At 42.2% G+C, this 18767-nt stretch carries 16 protein-coding genes; 2 read left to right on the top strand and 14 right to left on the bottom strand.

Going from position 1 to position 18767, the window contains the following annotated elements:
* The first annotated feature begins 64 nt into the window (after window positions 1-64).
* Both HRU80_11635 and HRU80_11640 read left to right on the top strand, forming a co-directional pair.
* Entirely contained in the window at window positions 65-1225 is a 1161-nt protein-coding gene (locus HRU80_11635) for a DUF1343 domain-containing protein (GenBank protein QOJ29490.1), read from the top strand.
* Window positions 1218-2279: a hypothetical protein gene (locus tag HRU80_11640; protein ID QOJ29491.1), complete on the top strand. Its 1062-nt coding sequence runs from the start codon at window positions 1218-1220 to the stop codon at window positions 2277-2279. Before HRU80_11635 ends, HRU80_11640 begins: the two co-directional genes overlap by 8 nt.
* Window positions 2280-2346: 67 nt before the next feature.
* Here HRU80_11640 and HRU80_11645 read toward each other — a convergent pair whose 3' ends face one another.
* The 14 genes from HRU80_11645 to HRU80_11710 form a co-directional block, all read right to left on the bottom strand.
* Window positions 2347-3663 (bottom strand): nodulation protein NfeD, encoded by a 1317-nt coding sequence (locus HRU80_11645; protein ID QOJ29492.1) that lies wholly within the window; start codon window positions 3661-3663, stop codon window positions 2347-2349.
* A complete protein-coding gene (locus HRU80_11650) occupies window positions 3660-4880 on the bottom strand; it encodes a bifunctional 3,4-dihydroxy-2-butanone-4-phosphate synthase/GTP cyclohydrolase II (GenBank protein QOJ29493.1) in 1221 nt (406 codons plus the stop codon). The genes HRU80_11645 and HRU80_11650 overlap by 4 nt, the downstream gene beginning before the upstream one ends.
* Window positions 4881-4894: 14 nt before the next feature.
* Window positions 4895-5194 carry a preprotein translocase subunit YajC gene (gene yajC, locus HRU80_11655; protein ID QOJ29494.1) on the bottom strand — a complete coding sequence of 100 codons (300 nt, stop codon included), beginning with the start codon at window positions 5192-5194 and terminating at the stop codon, window positions 4895-4897.
* Between the two features lie 12 nt (window positions 5195-5206).
* Window positions 5207-6349 carry a tRNA guanosine(34) transglycosylase Tgt gene (gene tgt / locus HRU80_11660; protein ID QOJ30537.1) on the bottom strand — a complete coding sequence of 381 codons (1143 nt, stop codon included), beginning with the start codon at window positions 6347-6349 and terminating at the stop codon, window positions 5207-5209.
* Between the two features lie 76 nt (window positions 6350-6425).
* Window positions 6426-6824 carry a thiol-disulfide oxidoreductase DCC family protein gene (locus tag HRU80_11665; protein QOJ29495.1) on the bottom strand — a complete coding sequence of 133 codons (399 nt, stop codon included), beginning with the start codon at window positions 6822-6824 and terminating at the stop codon, window positions 6426-6428.
* Window positions 6824-8038 carry an HlyC/CorC family transporter gene (locus tag HRU80_11670; protein ID QOJ29496.1) on the bottom strand — a complete coding sequence of 405 codons (1215 nt, stop codon included), beginning with the start codon at window positions 8036-8038 and terminating at the stop codon, window positions 6824-6826. The genes HRU80_11665 and HRU80_11670 overlap by 1 nt, the downstream gene beginning before the upstream one ends.
* Entirely contained in the window at window positions 8039-8500 is a 462-nt protein-coding gene (locus tag HRU80_11675; GenBank protein ID QOJ29497.1) for a hypothetical protein, read from the bottom strand.
* Between the two features lie 5 nt (window positions 8501-8505).
* Window positions 8506-10161, bottom strand: coding sequence for a methylmalonyl-CoA mutase family protein (locus HRU80_11680; protein QOJ29498.1), 1656 nt, complete (start codon window positions 10159-10161; stop codon window positions 8506-8508).
* Between the two features lie 75 nt (window positions 10162-10236).
* The gene (gene mutL / locus HRU80_11685; protein QOJ30538.1) at window positions 10237-12111 is read right to left on the bottom strand and encodes a DNA mismatch repair endonuclease MutL; all 1875 of its coding nucleotides are present in this window, start codon (window positions 12109-12111) and stop codon (window positions 10237-10239) included.
* The gene (locus tag HRU80_11690) at window positions 12101-12595 is read right to left on the bottom strand and encodes a dihydrofolate reductase (protein QOJ30539.1); all 495 of its coding nucleotides are present in this window, start codon (window positions 12593-12595) and stop codon (window positions 12101-12103) included. The genes mutL and HRU80_11690 overlap by 11 nt, the downstream gene beginning before the upstream one ends.
* 2 nt (window positions 12596-12597) lie before the next feature.
* Entirely contained in the window at window positions 12598-15717 is a 3120-nt protein-coding gene (locus HRU80_11695) for a hypothetical protein (GenBank protein QOJ29499.1), read from the bottom strand.
* A gap of 21 nt (window positions 15718-15738) precedes the next feature.
* The gene (gene thyA, locus HRU80_11700; protein ID QOJ29500.1) at window positions 15739-16578 is read right to left on the bottom strand and encodes a thymidylate synthase; all 840 of its coding nucleotides are present in this window, start codon (window positions 16576-16578) and stop codon (window positions 15739-15741) included.
* A gap of 51 nt (window positions 16579-16629) precedes the next feature.
* Complete coding sequence (locus HRU80_11705; protein QOJ29501.1) at window positions 16630-17748, bottom strand: glycerate kinase; 1119 nt, start codon at window positions 17746-17748, stop codon at window positions 16630-16632.
* Window positions 17745-18767: a glycosyltransferase family 9 protein gene (locus HRU80_11710; protein ID QOJ29502.1), complete on the bottom strand. Its 1023-nt coding sequence runs from the start codon at window positions 18765-18767 to the stop codon at window positions 17745-17747. Before HRU80_11710 ends, HRU80_11705 begins: the two co-directional genes overlap by 4 nt.

The following is an 18767-nucleotide window of genomic DNA, read 5'->3' on the forward strand; positions in this document are numbered from 1 at the left end:
CCTTTTTCTCCCTCTTTTTTTAATTTTTACAGGCTTTACGGCTGCCCAGAATACTGAAATTATCATGGGTGCTGACCGTTTGTTTTCTGAAAAGAAAGATTTGCTTAAAGGAAAACAAATCGGACTTGTCACAAACCATACTGCGGTCTTTAAGAACGGAACACATCTTGCCGATTCACTTTTCAGTCTGGCACCTTATGCCCGTCTTACCACTCTCTTTGGCCCGGAACATGGTATAAGAGGTGACGCATCGGCAGGTGAGAAAATTGATAATTCAACTGATGCAAAAACCGGTGTCCCGGTTTTTTCTCTTTATGGAGTTCACCGCAAACCAACTAAAGAGATGCTGAAAAATGTTGACCTTTTAATTTTTGATATTCAGGATGTCGGCGCAAGGTTTTATACTTATATATCAACGCTGTATTATACCATTGAGGCAGCTGCTGAAAACAATATTCCTGTGATTGTCCTCGACCGGCCAAACCCGATTGCTTTTATGGGCAGTTTTGGTCCTGTCAGAGATACCGGCCTCACATCATTTGTGGGGATAGCTCCGATTCCGGTTGCGCATGGCATGTCAATTGGCGAACTTGCTAATTATTATGCAGGAGAACTTCTTAATGCAAAATCTCCTTCACTGACAGTTATCCCGATGAAAAATTACCGGTATGACGCTCCCCTGTCAGTTACAGCAGAGAATTTTATTAAACCCTCTCCGAATATCATGTCCCCGGAAACTATGCTGATGTATCCGGGAACCTGTCTTTTCGAAGGTACCAATCTTTCAGAGGGGCGCGGCACATATTTCCCCTTCCTCCTTTTTGGATCGCCCTATCTTGATAACGAAAAGCTTCTGACAGAACTAAAAAAATATCAGTATCAGGATATTTCCTTTGAGGCCGTTGACTTTACTCCTGTGGAGATACAGAATGCAGTCTCAAATCCGAAGCATAAGGATAAAGAATGCAAAGGAATAAAGATTACTCCCCAAAAGAATTTGAAATCAGATCCTATTCTGCTGACACTCAGAATCCTGCATCATGTAATAAAGATGCATCCGGCAGACTTCAGTTTCCGGGAAAAAAGTTTCAGTATTTTGTCAGGCAAACATGACCTTATGACACGCCTTAAAAGCGGCGAGAATCCTGATGTTATATATAACTCTTACAATCAGGAATTAGTTAATTTTATTAAAATTAAAAAGGGCTATCTCCTTTATGAATAAATTCAGAAATTTCACACTTACTTTTATTGTAATGGCATTGTTTCTTACTCTGACAGGTTGTGATTCAAAAGAAAAAGAACCGGAGTCATCAGGATCAGACCTCCTTACTGTTGATACTTCAGAGATTAAAGGAACTCCAATTACAGATAACTCATTTGCTGATTTTGATCTGAGTTATACTGTAACTAAAGGAAACACCTACAAGTACAAACTAACTTCAATAACCGAAGAGACACAGTCGTTACAGACTGATACAACGCAGACCATGCGTGCTAAGCAGCAGATTTCTTACCTCATTGAAGTAAAGGTTGAGGAAGTAGAAGCTGACAAAACCATGGAACTGAGTTTCAATTTCAAAGAAGTTGCTGTTGACGGAAGTTTTAACGAAGAAAAATATAAATACATCTCCAGCGCAAAAAATGATACTTCTGTAGAAGACCGGTTTCTTGAATATCAGGCACTAATAAACAATCCGTTTAACGCAAGGGTTGACAAACACGGCAATATTTCAGAGATTTACCGGACAACTAAGATTGCTGATAAAATTCTCGAATTGCGTAAAATGAAAGATTCTATCAGCGCTGAAGAAAAGCAGTCTTTTGTGCAGGATATTACTGACGGGGCATTACGTCCGGTGGTGATGCAGTTATTCAGAAAACTCCCTGAAGCCAAAGTAGCAAAAGATTCAACCTGGTATTTCCCCCAGAAGCCGGCAAGTTTTCAGATTTTCGCGATTCAGAATACACATGGCTTTAAATTATCATCGTTTGAAAAAGCCGGTGATGATACATATGCAGTAATTGATGCTTCACTTATCAGCACTGCAGAACTCGCACCTGATGCGAAAGCAAATGGTATATCAATGAAGAACACCGGTTATTCCGGCAGCGGAAAGTTATACTTCAATGTAGGAAAAGGAGTGTTTGAAAAGTCGAAGACGCTCACAACACTTACTGTAGAACTTGATATGAAGGCTCCTCCCGGTGCACCTTTCAGCTCTGCTAAAAGGAAACAGAATACCAGAACAACAAATATCCTGCAGTTGGTAAAGTAACCAGATAGTTTAAAATGAAAAACCCCTTCATACTCTGAGTATGAAGGGGTTTTCTTTTTCTGAATAACTAAGAAATCAGTTTAATTACGATTTTAACCCCTTCGGTTCTCACAACCTTTACAGCCTTATTCTTCTCAATATATTCACCATCTGAAATTGAATCATATTTCTGATCTCCGATTTTGATTGCCCCGGCTGGTCTGTGATCTGTTACCGTAACCGCCTCCATACCTACGAGATGAGTGTAGTCACCTCCGGAAGTGAATCCCTTATCAGCTTTTTCTTCAATGTGATGTACAAACTGGTCAAAAGTTTTTGATTTCGGAAGATACTTGAATATAATAAGTATAAGAATCAACCCTCCAATTAACGCACCTGCGAGCTGAATGATTGCCACATTAAGTATATCCCAATCATAATAACCTTCGCCGTCAAAAAGCGAAAAGAATATTGAACCAATAATCAGCACGATACCTCCTATTCCCGTGAAGCCAAATCCCGGGACGACAAATATTTCCATAGCCAAAAGTATTACTCCCACAATAAACAGTATAATTTCTATACTGCTCGCAAGCTGCAGGATGAATGAGGTACCAAAGAAAATTGCGAGCGCGAGTATTCCAATTGTACCCGCAATACCCCAGCCGGGAGTTTTAATTTCAGTAAAAAGACCCACCAGCCCGAGCATGATAAGTAATGAAGAGATTACCGGGTGATTGATAAATCGAACGACCTCTTCAGCCCAGTTAACTGCTGCATAAGTGACGGTCGCACCCTTAAGATCGAATGCCGCTAGCACTTCTTTCAGATTATTGGCCACCGTGTCACAATAACCCCATTTGATTGCTTCGTCTGTAGTGAGAGTGATAAGTTGTGTACTGTCTACCAGTCCTGGCACCACAACCCGCTCATCCACCATTCCCTCGGCTATATCAGTCCTTCTGCCGTTTCTTTCAGCAGTTGCTCTCATCTCACCCCGCATATAAGATTGATATTTTTCCGACACCTTGTTGCCCCCTTCATCAACCACAGTTGTAGCGCCGATGGAGGAGCCCTTTGCCATCGCAATCTTTTTACAGGAAATAGAGATCAGCGCTCCGGCAGATATAGCACGCTTGTTTACAAAGGCGATAGTGAGTATATCACTTTCCACTATTGCATCTTTTATTTGTGTGGCAGCGTCCACTCTCCCGCCAAAGGTATTGATTTCAAAAATTACCGCGTTATAATTTTTTTCTTCAGCTTCATTAATTACCCTCTGCACAAATGGTGCAAGCCCCAGGTCAATGGTTCCGTCAATTCTGGCAACCATAACTTTTTTCTTCTGAGGGAATACAGAGAGTGAAAAGAGGAGAACAAAAAAGAACAGCAAATACTTTTTCATGTTGCTTTGTCCTGGAATTCTTCCTGTAAAATGAGGTGCCCCATCTTATCCCTCTTTGTGCGAAGATAGTTGATGTTCACTGAATTAGGCACTATCTCAAGCGGGATCCTTTGATGTAAATTAAGATCAAATTTTTGTAAAGCTTTAATCTTGTCCGGATTATTGGTAAGCAGATTAACGCTTTTAACGCCCAGTTCTTTAAGGATTTGTGCTGCAGAAGCATAATTCCTTTCATCAGCCTTAAATCCTAAAGCAAGATTGGCCTCAACAGTATCTTTCCCCTCTTCCTGAAGTTTATACGCAAGAAGTTTGTTAACCAGACCAATCCCTCTGCCCTCCTGCCGCAGATAGATAAGTACTCCCCTTCCTGTCTCATTGATTACATCAAACGACTTCTGAAGCTGCTGCTGACAGTCACACTTCATCGAATGAAAAACATCTCCTGTCAGACATTCAGAGTGAATTCTTGTAAGTACGGGTTCATTACCGGATATATCCCCTTTTACAAACGCCAGATGTTCTCTCTCCTCAAGCAGTGACTTATATAAGTGTACCTGAAAAGTACCAAATTCAGTAGGCAGTTTTAAATCAAGCAATTTCTTTATGATTGATTCCGTACGGAGGCGATGTTCAAAAAGCTGATGAACGGTGATGACTTTAAGGCCGAACCTTTCAGCGATTTTAAGAAGTTCCGGTGTGCGTGCCATTGAACCGTCGTGGTTCAGTATTTCACATAAGGCTCCCACCGGCTGAAGGCCGGCAAGACGGCACAAATCTACTACAGCTTCAGTGTGTCCGGATCTTTTAAGAACTCCATATCCGGCCGCCCTTAGCGGAAAAATGTGTCCCGGAATACCGAAATCCTCCCTTGCAGCGGCAGGGTTAGCAAGTTGTCGGATAGTTGCGGCCCGGTCTGCGGCAGATATACCGGTCGTTGTTTCCTTTTTCAGATCAACAGAAACAGTAAACTGAGTGCCATGCAACGCAGAGTTACTTCCAACCATAAGCGGAATACCAATGCTGTCCAGAACCGTGTCTGCAGCGGCAACGCAGAGGAGCCCTTTCCCCTCTGTTATCATGAAATTAACTGTTTCAGAAGTGATCAGTTCAGCAGCACAGACAAAATCCCCTTCGTTCTCACGGTCTTCATCATCAATAATGATGATGGTTCTCCCATTCCGTAATTCAATAATTGCGTCTTCTATACTGCTGAACATGATCTGCCGGAAAATTATTTACTGAGTACCGTGGTAATGGCTGCTTTTTCAAATTTCAGTTTAACATTATCACTCACCTGAAGAATGATGATGTTATCTTCCATCCCTGCAACTGTGCCATGCAGTCCGCCGCTGGTAACTACTTTATCACCTTTCTGAACATTGGCAAGCATTTTTTCTCTTTCTTTTGCTCTTTTCTGCTGAGGTCTCATGACCATAAAGTAAAAAATGGCGAAGATAGCACCGAACATCACGATGGTGCTGATAAGATTTCCGGTTGGATCCTGTGCCTGCTGGGCGATAAGTATTTTCATAGAGTATATACCTTAATGATTATTGTTATAAAAACCTGATACAATTGCCGCTTTACGCGTTTTCCATTCTTTATAGGTTCCCCTGAGAATATTTTGCCGTGCTTCGCGGACAAGTGCAAGATAAAAACTTAAGTTATGCACGGATGCCAGTTCGTATGAAAGCAGTTCTTTAGCTACAAAAAGATGCCTTAGATAAGCCCTCGAAAAATTCCTGCATGTGTAACATCTGCATTCCGGATCCAAAGGCTCAGGGTCATCCTTAAAACGTGCATTTTTCATCTGTATGATGCCCCTGCTTGTGAACAGATATGCATTCCGGGCATTCCGCGTTGGCATAACGCAGTCAAACATATCTATTCCGCGCTCAACTGCCTCTAGAATATTCTCCGGTCTTCCTACACCCATTAGATAGCGAGGCCTCGTTCTTGGCATAAAGTCGGTCGTAAAATCAACCATTTCATACATTTCGTCCGTTGGTTCACCAACAGCCAGTCCGCCAATGGCATAGCCGTCAAAAGGTATTTCCGTAATTTCCTTTGCACTCTGCTCACGGAGATCCTTATATACACTTCCCTGGATAATGCCGAAAAGATGCTGCTTGTGCCCGTAAAGTTCTTCACTCTTCTGAAATGCCTCAAAATTACGGATCGCCCAGGCTGAGGTCAGGTCCGTTGATTTCCGTGCGTAGTTGTACTCGCACGGATAAGGAGTACATTCATCCAGAACCATCATGATATCTGACCCGATGGAGCGTTGAATGCCGATCACCGATTCAGGAGTAAAAAAATGCTTCGATCCGTCAATATGGGACTTAAAGGTTACACCCTCTTTGGTAATCTTCCTTAGCGTTGCCAGACTGAAAACCTGAAATCCACCGCTGTCGGTAAGAATTGGCCTTTTCCAGTTCATAAGTCCTCTCATGCCTCCGAACTTCTGTAAAACCTCTGTTCCGGGCCTGAGATAGAGATGATAGGTGTTACCAAGGATTATTTCAGCATTAATCTCTTCTTCAAGGTTCCGGTTGCTTACAGCCTTCACGGTTGCCTGGGTGCCCACTGGCATAAAAATGGGCGTGTGTACCTTTCCATGGTCTGTGATAAAGTAACCAGCTCTCGCTTTAGTTTCCTTATCCTCAGCCTCGAGAACAAATTCCAGCAATAGTACCTTGAAAAAATTGAACTTTAAAGTTACGCTATTTTACCCTGTCAGACAAGGAATGAACCCCTCCCCATTAGAGGAATTTGGCCCTCTCTTCGGGTGACGGAAGCCGGCAGGTCTCTGATTTACCGAAGAGTTTATATCTGTTCCGGGCTATCAGATTATACCCTCTATCCCGCAGCCATTGAGGAAACACAATAAACGGATAAAGAAGGCTGAGCGGGAGCCCGAGTCCTTTGGCAACAATCAGACCGGCGGTTGAGCGGGTGTAATATTTCCCCTTATATTTCAAAATAAATGAATCCGGATCAGAAGCATCAATTCCTGCCTCATTAGCTATCTGAGTTCCCGTTTCACTCTGAATTGAGGCAAACCGGAAAAGGTCATTTTTATCCCGGTCAATAATAAAGTTCACCCAGAAATTGCAAAAATTGCATACTCCGTCAAACACAATAATATATTTATCCGGCATTAATCCTCAATTATCCTAAGACGTGCAAATTCAATCCTTACCTTATTAGCTTTAACAATGCTAAACTGCAAATGTCCGATTTTCAAAATTTCTCCCTGCTCAGGTATCCTGCCGGTTGAAGAGGTAATAAAGCCTGATAACGTTGTATAATCCCCCGCAGGAAAAGAAATTCCGAACTTTTCTGTAATGTGATCAAGTTCAACGTTTCCGCTCATTAGGAATGTATCTTCCTTCAGCTTTTTAAGAACCGAATTTTCAGTATCGTACTCATCCCTTATTTCACCAAACATTTCCTCCAGAACATCCTCCAGGGTAACAAGACCTGCTGTGCCCCCAAATTCATCAATTACAATAGCCATACTGTATTTTTCAGCCATCATCTCATTGAGAAGTTCGATGCAGGATTTTGTTTCCGGGACAAATACAACCTCCCTTATCACATCCGAAAGGCTGGCCGGATTGGTAAAAAGATCAAATGCATATACAATGCCTTTTATATCATCAAGCGTATCAACGAATACAGGAAGTTTGGAGAATCCGGTCTGAGCAAACTTTTTTAATACTATTTCAAGTTGTGTATCAAGTTCAACCCCTGCAATTTCGGTCCTGGGTCTCATGACCTCATAAACACGGGTCTCCTTCAATTCAAAAATTCTCTTTATAATCCGCGACTGCTGATCATCCTGATTTTGCTGTGCCAGTGATTCCCGAACCAAAAGCATTATATCATCTCTCCCCATAACATTTTTGGAAGTATCATCAGCCTGTCCAATAACCTTACGGGAGACTTTTGCAGTAAAGGTAACCAGAGGTGAGAACACAATGGAAATCATTTTTAGCGGCGATGAAAACCAATAATACATGGTATGAGGAACTTCACCCGCGAGATACTTTGGAATGAGTTCTCCAAACAGTAAGAGTACCAGTGTTGAAACAACGAGTACCTGCCATTCACTTAAACCGAAAGCCGTAACAAGCACCACAGCACTCACGGAAGCAAAAGCAATATTAACAATGTTATTCCCGATCAGTACTGTCGAAAAGAAAACCTCCGGGTGATCAAAAAAGAATTTCGAACTTCTTGCAGTAAAAGAACGTGTTCCCGCACGCAGTTCAAGTTTGATACGGTTGGAAATAATATATGACATTTCTGAGCCGGAAAAAAAACCGCTCATAAGTATCAAAGCGATTAGAAAAACACTATCCTGTGCCATCTAATAGACCTTCAGAACAGAAATCCCGGTTCGCCTGACGGATACCTCACCAAATGCACCGGAGATAGTAATAACTGCTGTGTAACCATCATATACATCTGCCTCAAATCCCTGATAACCCTGAGCGGAAGATATCCGGTATATATTCCATTTTCCTTTTGTACTGTCAGGATATTCTCCGGTTATATCACTCACGGTTGTTTTGAACATAGCGGTTTCCTTCTCATTAAGGTACAGTAAAACTTTATCTATCCGCACTGAATCAGTGCTGTAAGACAATTTCTGTTCTACTCTTACTAATGAGGTAAAATGGAGAGCCGGTTCACCCCCCGGCATAAGGTTGTGCCATACTTCAAATGAATCAACAATCACAAGCGGCTGCTTTTCTGCATCATTATACTTTGAACTGCAGCCGGCAACCCACAACGACAAGAAAAAGATGTGGAGAAGTAACCGGTGCATTCTGATCAGAAAATCGCTGTTTCCTGATATACTCCGAATACTTCACGGAGTTCTTCCACCATTTCACCAAGTGTTACATAGTTTCTTGCAGCATCCACAAAAACAGGCATGAGGTTCTTACCGTCAAGAGCAGCGCTTCTTATTTCCTGCATTGAGCGCTCTACTGCTTCCTGGTTACGGGATGCTTTCATGGCCCGGAGCCGGTCAACCTGCTTCTTTTCAACTTCTTTTGAGACGGTCAGAATCGGAATTTCTACCTTTTCATCCTGTTCAACAAATTCGTTTACACCTACGATAATTTTCTCTTTTTTATCAACTTCTTTCTGATAGTGATAAGCTGCATCAGCAATCTGCTTCTGGAAATAGCCGGTTTCAATGGCTTCAATAACACCGCCAAGTGCATCAATTTCAGCGAAAATTTCTTCCGCCTGTTTTTCCATTTTATCTGTCAGTGCCTCAACAAAATAACTGCCGCCGAGAGGATCAACGGTATTAATAACTCCTGTCTCAAAAGCAATTAACTGCTGTGTACGCAATGCAATCTTAACGGCTTTTTCACTTGGAAGCGCAAGAGTTTCATCCATTGAATTGGTATGAAGTGATTGAGTACCTCCTAAAACTGCCGCAAGAGCCTGGAAAGCGGTTCTGACGATATTATTTTCCGGCTGCTGAGCGGTTAACGTGCATCCTGCCGTTTGTGTATGGAAACGCATCCACCATGATCGCGGACTTTTAGCCCCATAACGGTCTTTCATCCTTTTTGCGTAAATACGTTTAGCGGCACGGAATTTTGCAATCTCTTCAAAAAAGTCAAGATGCGAATTGAAAAAGAATGAGATTCGCGGCGCGAAATCATCAACAGGTATTCCCCGCTCGATCGCTGCTTCTATATACGCAAATCCATCAGCCAGAGTATAGGCCAGTTCCTGAGCCGCGGTTGATCCTGCCTCACGAATGTGATATCCGCTTACTGACACCGGGTTCCATTGCGGTACTTCATTCGTGCAGTATTCGATCATGTCAATAATAATTCTCATTGAGGGACGCGGAGGGTAAATATATTCCTTCTGAGCGATATATTCTTTAAGAATATCATTCTGAAGAGTTCCCCGCAGATTTTTAAAATCAACACCCTGCTTCTGCGCCACAGCCAGATAGAAAGCAAAAATCATTGCTGCGGGTGAATTGATGGTCATTGAAGTTGATACTTTTTCCAACGGAATTTTGTCAAAGAGAATTTCCATATCATCCAGGGAGGAGATAGAAACTCCGCAAATACCTACTTCACCTGCGCTCAAAGGAGCGTCAGCATCCCAGCCCATCAGAGTCGGGAGATCAAATGCCACGGACAATCCTGTTTGTCCATGGTTTAGGAGATAATGAAACCTCTGATTGGTGTCTTCAGGGGTGCCAAAACCCGCGAATTGCCTCATCGTCCAGAGTTTACCGCGATAGCCGTTAGGATGAATTCCGCGGGTAAAAGGGAATTCTCCCGGGAATCCTAGATCACGTAAATAATCAAATCCTTCAAGGCGGTCAGGACCATAAAACGGATCAATTTTTTCACCCGAAACGGTTGTCCATTTCAGCCCAATATCTTTTGAGGCATCAAGCTTTTTGTCAAAGGCCTCTTTTTTCTTGAAATAATCGTGATTTGTCATTAATTCCTCTTAAATAATTGTTGCAAAGTTAAGAAGCGGACCGGGAATAAAAAACTGCTCTTCGGTAAACGGCATCTATGTCCTGCCAAACCGGCGGTCAAATTCTTCAATTGAGATTTTCATTATTATTGGTCTGCCATGCGGACAGACATAGGGCATTTCAGTAGCGAAAAGCCGGTCTATCAAAGCTCTCATTTCAGATTCGTTGAGTTTATCCCCCGTTCTGATTGCTGTATGACAGGAGTAAGACTTGGCGAGGTTATCAGTTACATCCAGCACCTTTTTTTCCTGCTGATTACGGTAATATTCCGCCAGAATATTGAGTAAGGTTTTATCTTCCTCACCTTCTTTTACCACCGGAGGCACACCCTCAATAACTGCAGTATTTCCGCTGAAGAATTTAATCGCAAATCCAAGCCGCTCCAGGTAACCGGAAAGTTCCCTGGCAAGTGCAAAATCTCCGGGGTTCATCTGAAGTGTTTTATGAAATACCAGCAGTTGTGAAAAGGGAGAACTGATTTTAAATAGATTCAAAGCTTCTTCATAGCGGATTCGTTCATCTGCTGCATGCTGGTCAATAATCATCAGACCGCTTTTTACCTGAGCAAGAATATATTTATTACTTAGCTGAACGATAAAACCACCGCTAAGTTTTTCACCGCTTCCCTGACTCTGCGGCCGTACAGGATCAGCAGGCCGGGGGGAATTAATCCCCTGCTGAATTTCCCTGAATGACTCACGCGCCGGAGAACTTTCAAGTTCTTTATCAATCCTGCCGAATAGTAAATCAATTTCTTTTTCGCTTAGTGGTGAGGACTGGCGTGGCTGGCTAAAATCCCTTTCCTGTCTCGGTGCTGCAGGTCTGTCACTGAAATCATTTTTATCAACGGGTATATAATTGTCTATTCCTATTCTTTCAGTTTCGCCCAGGGGCTTCGTGAATCCGGCGCTTGGTACCAAATCAAAGTTACTCAGACTTTTTCTTACAACAGCAAGAATAAAAGTATAAATATCCTTTTCATTGTCAAACCGTATTTCCAGCTTGGACGGATGAACATTTACATCCACTTTGGAGTAATCAACTTCAAGAAAAAGAACAAAAAAAGGATACTCCCCTTTTTCCATCACATTTTCATACGCTGAAAAAACAGCATGATTCATCTGCCGTGAAATAACAAAACGCCTGTTTAGAAAAAGATACTGATCGCCTTTATTTTTCTTCAGCAGGAAGGGTTTGCCAATATATCCCGTGAGAGTAATGTAATCAGTGACTTCTTTTACCGGAATCACCGCATCAGAAACTTTGTCTATGAATACCTGATCCATTCTTTCCGCAAGTGTGCAGGGAGTGAAATCCAGAGCCAGATCATCATCAATATAGAGCTTAAAATGAATTTCCGGATATCCGAGAGCAAGCCGGTTGAACGTCTCAACTATGTGTTTCAGTTCGGTCGTGTCAGTCTTAAGGAAATTCCTTCTTGCAGGCACATTATAAAACAGATTTTTAACTGAAATAGATGTGCCGCGTGCAAATGACCCTTTTTCCAGAAATATTTCTCCCTGCTCATCAATTCTTAGACTGGTGCCTATAAGATCTCCCGCAGTCTGGGTTTTTATTTCCACCTGTGCAACCGCACTAACTGCCGAAAGTGCTTCCCCTCTGAATCCCAAAGTTTTAATAGCATCCAGGTCATTTTCTGTTTTCAGTTTACTGGTTGCATGTTTCTGTATGCAGAGAATTGCATCTTCTTCACTCATTCCTTCGCCGTCATCAATAACCTGAATAAGCTGCTTGCCTGCACGTTTTATCAGAAGTTCAATTCTGGATGCATGAGCGTCAATGGAGTTTTCCATTAATTCTTTCACAACTGATTCAGGCCGCTGGACAACTTCACCGGCTGCAATCTTTTTTGACAGATTTTCAGGGAGAATGGTGATTTTACTCAACAGGTTTTACCTTTCTTTCATAATAAGTAATGGTAAACTGTTCCCTTTCATCAGTCTGAATAATATTCCACTCACTGCGGTCAAATTCCGGGAAATACACTTCTCCTTCCGCGTTAAAGTGTAAATGTGACAGGATGAGCATATCTGCGCTATGAACAGACTGTTTATATATTTCTCCTCCGCCAATAATAAAAGCTTTTTCCTGACCGGCTTCCTCAGCTTTAGCATAAGCCTCTTCAAGTGAATGCACAATCGTAATCCCCTCCGAAGATGGCAGGAGTTCCATTCTGTGGGTAATAACGATATTAATCCGGTTTTTGAGCGGTTTACCAAGTGCGGCAAATGTTTTTCTGCCCATTATTACCGGAAAACCTAATGTAGTTGCCTTAAAGTGTTTGAAGTCCTCCGGCAGATGCCACGGAAGGTCACCGTTAGATTTGCCAATCACATTATTCTGAGCAACAGCAGCTATGATGATTATCTTCATGCTCAAAGAGATTCCTTATGCAGATTGAGTCTGATGGTGAATTCAGCACCGCCCGAACTGCTTTGACTTAATGATATTTCTCCTCCAAGAGCTGTTAGCATTTCTTTAACCAGAGCTAGCCCAAGACCGGTTGAACTTTCTCCTCCCGTTGGTTTAGCAGAGAGTCTTCTGAAACGTACAAAAAGATTCTTTATATCCCCTGAATTAAAACCGGGACCATCATCGGATACGCTGAGATATATAGTATGGCGGTCTTTCCAGGCTTTAAGAGCTATATTTTTATTCTGAGGCGAATATTTAACAGCATTGTTAACAAGATTATCGAGCGCACGGCGAAGCCAGTCACGGGATGAATTTACCGGCAATTCTTCTTTAGCCGTTACCAGAATTTTCTGATGTTTTTGCTCCGCTCTGGTGCGGTTATTTTCCGCCACCTCATAAATAATCTCCCTCATATCAAAAATCTCCCTGGTTAACTCCGCTGTTGCGGTATCAAATACAGCCGTCTCAAGCAGGTCATTAATCTGGAGAATCATTTTATTGGCAGCATCAGCGATAACCTGTGCATATTCTTTAGCAGGATCAATTTCCTGTTCTTCCTGAATCAGATGTGACAGCCCTAATATTGACTGAAGTGGGCTCTTTAAATCATGAGCAGCGATGCCGAGCAGTTTTTTAATCTGTTCATTAACAAACTCAACTTCATTTTTAGACTTTATTGTATCATTAAGCAGCTTCTCTGCTTCTTTTTTAGCCTCTAGAAGAGCTTTAGTTCTTTCTTCAACCTTCTTCTCGAGAGTTATCCTGCCTTCTTCCAGTCTTTTAATACGGAAGTTAACGAAAAGATTGATTCCGGAAACAATGACCCCGATAAGTAAAAAAGATCCAAGAATTATTGCTAAAGGTGAAGTGTACCAGGAATGAGTAATTGAGAATGAGTAAACCAATGGCTCACTCCAGAGTTTTCCGGATTCTTTTGCGGAGATATAGATAGTATAATTCCCTGCCTGGAGATTGGGTAAATAATACATTCCCTGAATCTTAGGGAAAACCCAGTCCGTCTGATCCCCGCCTTTCAACTTTACACGGTAGCGTACTTTATCTGATGGAAAAAGCGGAGAACTGAAACTAAATCCGACTCCGCTTCCGATCGGAAATTCAGACTGCTCATCTATACTGATCTCTTCCTCATCCTCCCGGTAGCTGATGCCCAGAATAACCGGGGTGATGGATTTTCTTAAGACAAGGTTTTTACTGCTTAACACAGCCACCCCGTTTACATTTGCAGTATATATGTCTCCATCAGCGGCTTCAAGAATTCCTCCCCGTACTATTGAGGAACTTTGCAGTCCGCTGAACCGGTCAAATTTAATTGAGTCATTACTGAAAAAAACATGAATCCCCTGTTCCGAACCAATCCAGAGTCCTCTCCCTTCAGTTGCAAGTATTGTGGAAGCAACATATTCCGTTGATTTTCCGACTCTTGTTATTCCTGTAAGACGGTTGTCTATCTCCATTATTCCCCTGTCTGTAGCAAGCATAATTTTCCCCTGCTTTGCATCAATGTCCAGTGCCTGTACGCTCTTGTAATCATGCTTAAATTGGGCGGAGACGGAGTAAAATGTTTCTGTTTTTTCATCAAACCTGAACACAAAATTATTCTTTGCATTGCCGGCAACAAGTATCTCACCTTTTTCTGTCTCGGCGAATTCATTCACATAAAAAACATCATTAAACGGAATGGGAAAAACTTTTATGGAATTATTTCTGTCAATCACAGCAACGGATCTGTTTCTCGCCAGATATGACCATAATCTCCCCCTGCTGTCGGTAAACAGTGAATAAAAATGATCATCCGGAAGCTTTTGTGAAGCAATATTCGCGCCCGATCTCAGAGAAGTTTTAATTAACTGCTGATCGGTAAAAGAAATCCACAATTCTTCTTCTCCGGATGGGACAGCATAAAGGATGGATTTCCCCGGCCGGCTGAAAATCTTTTTCGCTTTATACCCTTCAGCTGATTTATTAACTAAAAACACACCTTCATTATCATAGAAAAAAACTTTTCCTGCCGCATTGCTGAATATATGTTTAATTGCTCCCCTTTTCTGAGCAGTTACACCTGATAAATCAACATTTCTGAAAAACCTCTCCTGAAGAATGAATATACCATCATCCGAACAAATCCAGACACTGTTGTCCTTATCAATAAAAAAATCTTTTACCGAAATCCCCCTGAGCCGGATAAAATCTTTGCCAAAGTCAGTAACTCCGTATTTGCCGATTTTATAAATACCGTCATTATACGTTCCAAACCAGATGTTTCCGTTATGATCCCGGGAGACGGTTGATACACTGCTTACTGATGAAAGTTTTACCGTGGAGAATATCTGGTGGAGATTATTAATTCTGAGCAGATAGAGTCCGTCTGACTGACCGAGAAATAAGGAATCCCCCGTGCAATAAAACGCATGTGTTATTTTACCCTGATTCATTTTTGGCAATGAGAGGAGTATCATGCTGTCTTTCACACTGTCATAATAAAACAGATAGCCCTGCCATGAAGTTATATACAGATTACCATTTGCCTCCCCTAAACCAAAAGACTTGAAGAAACTGTTTGAATGATAGGTAAAATTAAAACTGTACTTTCTGAATATTCCATTTTCCCATTTGCTCACTCCTCCGATATCGGATATCCAGAGTGCCCCTTTACTATCAGGATAAATCTCCTTCGGATAATGCAGTTCTGTCTCAGAAAAAGCAGAAGATGACTGCAAAATCATCTTAAAGTCAGGATTGTATCCTTTATGCCCTACAATGCCTATTCCTTCGTCTGAGGAAACATACATTCCCCCCTGACCGTTGCTCCGTAAATCCTTGATAAACCTTGTATTGAACTTAAACTGGAAATTCTCAAAATCTCTGCCGTTAAAACGGATGAGACCCCCGTCGGTTGCAATCCAGATAAGCCCTCGTGAATCGGCTCCGATTGATTTTGTCAGATTACTTGGAAGACCTGATTCATTATCTATTTGACTTAGTGTGTATTCCTGTGCGCTGATTTCTGAGGACAGAAAAACAATCAGGGACAGACACAGGTTTACTAACAGAATTTTCAAAGCAGATTTATATATTACTTGTCAGACTGCTACTTCGAATCTGATCCGGTCATGGCTCTGATAGCCAACCAGTTCAAAATCTTCAAAGGTTAGTTCATCAATCGGCTTTTTCTTTATTACCAGCCTGGGCAGCGGAAGAGGTTCCCGTTCGAGCTGTTTTTTTAGCCCTTCAAGGTGATCATATTTTTCTGTGCCGGTTCCTTTGTCGGCTATGTAAATGTGCGCATCAACAATGGTGTGAGAAAAATACCCTAATTCAAGATTTGTCTCCTGGGCAATAATCTGCGTCAAGATGGAATAAGCCGCAAGGTTGAAAGGAATCCCGAGAGCGATATCTCCAGATCTCTGTGTGAGATGAGTATTCAGTTTTCCGTTGGCGACATTAAAAACAAAGGTATAATGGCAGGGCGGAAGTTTGCTTGTAGTGGCATTCCCCGGTTCCCATGCAGATACAACAAGCCGTCTTGAATAGGGCTTATTTTTAATCTCGTCAATTACGTAACGGATCTGGTCAACTTCCCTGACCTCCCACTCCCCTTTGTCATTTTTTTTGGCACTGGGGAATTTTCGCCAGTAGTAGCCGTATGCTGTTTCCAGTTTACCGTTTTCATCAGCCCAGGCATCCCAGATCTTGGTGTGCTGCCTGAGATTTCTGATATGGTCATCACCGGAAAGATACCACAAAACCTCATGGAGAAGTGATTTCCATTCCATTTTTTTGGTTGTCAGTAAGGGAAACCCTTTGGCAAGATCTACTCTGTAATGAGCAGAAAAATAGGACAGCGTATCAACCCCTGTACGGGAATATTTTCTTTCCCCCTGCTCAATTACAAGACGGACTAAATCTAGATATTCTTTCATTATTCACACAAAAATGGGAAATAGTAACTTACAAAAATAGCCAAAATGCCCCTATTTCAGTCCGGCATAAATTGCTTTGACACATTTTTGTAGACCGAGCTCTGCATGCAGAATTGATTCCTGAATACTGCCTCCAAAAAACCCGGCTAACTCAAAAATTTTGGTGCCCCTGCCCGTCAGATAATGTTTCACTTCCTCTTCGGCTGAGCCACAAATGATGATAAGAGGCTTCCTGTGTTCCAGGCATTTTGACTCTATAACTGAAACTGATTTATTCAGAAGACTTGTGCGGTCTAATTTTCCTTCTGTTGTTATAACCAGGTCTGTATTTGGAAGAAAGGATTTCAGGTCAAGGAATTCCCAGACAAACTCTGCCGAATGAGAAAGCGAAATCTCATGCAAGGCATCCAATCCGACAGCCAGTCCTCCCCCTGCTCCCATAGCCTTGCTCCTGTATTCTTTTCCTGTGGTAGCTTCAAGGGAGCCAACCAGTTCATTCAATTGGTGTCTGAGCATCTCAGTTTGTTCCTGTTTCAGACCTTTCTGTGCTCCGAACTCTGTGACCATATCTTCCTGACCCATGACTGCCACTTTAACATCCAATACAAGTTCTATATGAGGGCATCCAAGTTCTTTAATTTTAAGCAGTTGTGCAACCTCAGCAGAGTCTGTTCTTAGTATTGGTTTAGTAAGATTATGGCCTGCAAGAACCAAAGATGCTCCCAAACCAAGGTCAATTGTGGCTGTCCCCCCCACTCCAATTACCACCTTGTTTACCTGTTTACCTGATACCTCTAAGACCTTACATACTCTTTTTATGAATGCTCCCAGACAGCGGGAGTCATAAGTGAATACGTCCCGTTGGGGAGCAGGGATCAGTTTTAGACCTATAAGCGAAGCCGACTCTGTAAAAAGTACTCCCGATTGCTCATCAAAAAGATATTCCGCATCTCCAAAAGTACCATTTATAAGCTGAGCATTAATTCTGGATTTAGTAATTCCCTTATGGAATGCCAGGACATCAATAAACCCGTCACCGCCGTCTGAAATGGGAAATTGCTGATACTGGTGGTGTGGGGCTAAGGCATTGAAATTATTAAAGAGTATACCGCTGATGGTACGGGCACTCAGAGATTCCTTAAATGCATTTGGAGCGAAAAGAATTCTCACACAATCTGCTGCCTGAGTATGTCTGCAACCCTCTCAGCATCTATACCGCCTTTTCCTGAAAAGGTACAGATATGGGGATCACCGGGACACTCTCTTGCGCAGTAACCTTCATCGGGCAGAATAAATCTTGCTGCAGGATTCATCGGTCCCCACAGAGCTGGCTGACAGGCAGGTAACGGGCAAAACAGTGAAAGAGTCCTTACTCCAAGTGCCGCTGAAACATGCATCGGCCCGGTGCTCGCAGAGATTAGCCAGTCTAACGCAGCGTAATTAAGGATTGACTCACGGAGCGTTGTTCCTCTGTTAATATAATCAACTTCGGGAAGATCCTTCATCCCGGATACTTTTTCCAGATCTGTATTCACAACAGCCAGATCTCCGTAACCGGAGAGTTTTTCCAGGAGTAACTGATACTCCTCCGGTTTCAGATTGGGTGCTGAGTTGCCGCTGGTTACATGCACACCTACAATGGCTTTTTTACCTGTCCCAAGCGCTGCCTTTTTTTCGGCAATAATCTTTTTTTCAGCATCACTCAGATAAATACGCGGCAGAGGGTTCTCAACAGGTATTCCAATTTTTCTTAAATGATCAAGACAGTAATCCCCTTCATTTCTGGACTGCTCATATTTCCTCCGGTAGACACTTTTAGTATTGGTGAGAAACTGGAAGAGTTTATTTCCGACCCCCGAGCGATACGGAATTCCTGCAAGGAACATTGCATAGGTTATCTGCTCATTCGGAATTAATTGAAAAGCATGTGTAATCCCTAAAGGCCTGAGTTGTTTTGCCAGCGTAAAAATCGTCTCTGATTTTTTATTTTTGGACTCAAAAAACAGTATTTTATCCACATAAGGATTATTCTCAAACACAGCAGCCGTCTGCTCCCTTACTAAATAGTATACCTCACTTTCAGGAAAAGCGTTCTTGAGAACCGAGGCAAACGGAGTAGAAAGAGTTACATCACCAAGACGGTCGGGGCGGCAGACTAAAAACCTGTTACTGTGTAATTCAAGATTCAT

It is taken from the genome of Ignavibacteriales bacterium (assembly GCA_015709675.1).
GTDB lineage: Bacteria > Bacteroidota > Ignavibacteria > Ignavibacteriales > Ignavibacteriaceae > H2-BAC3.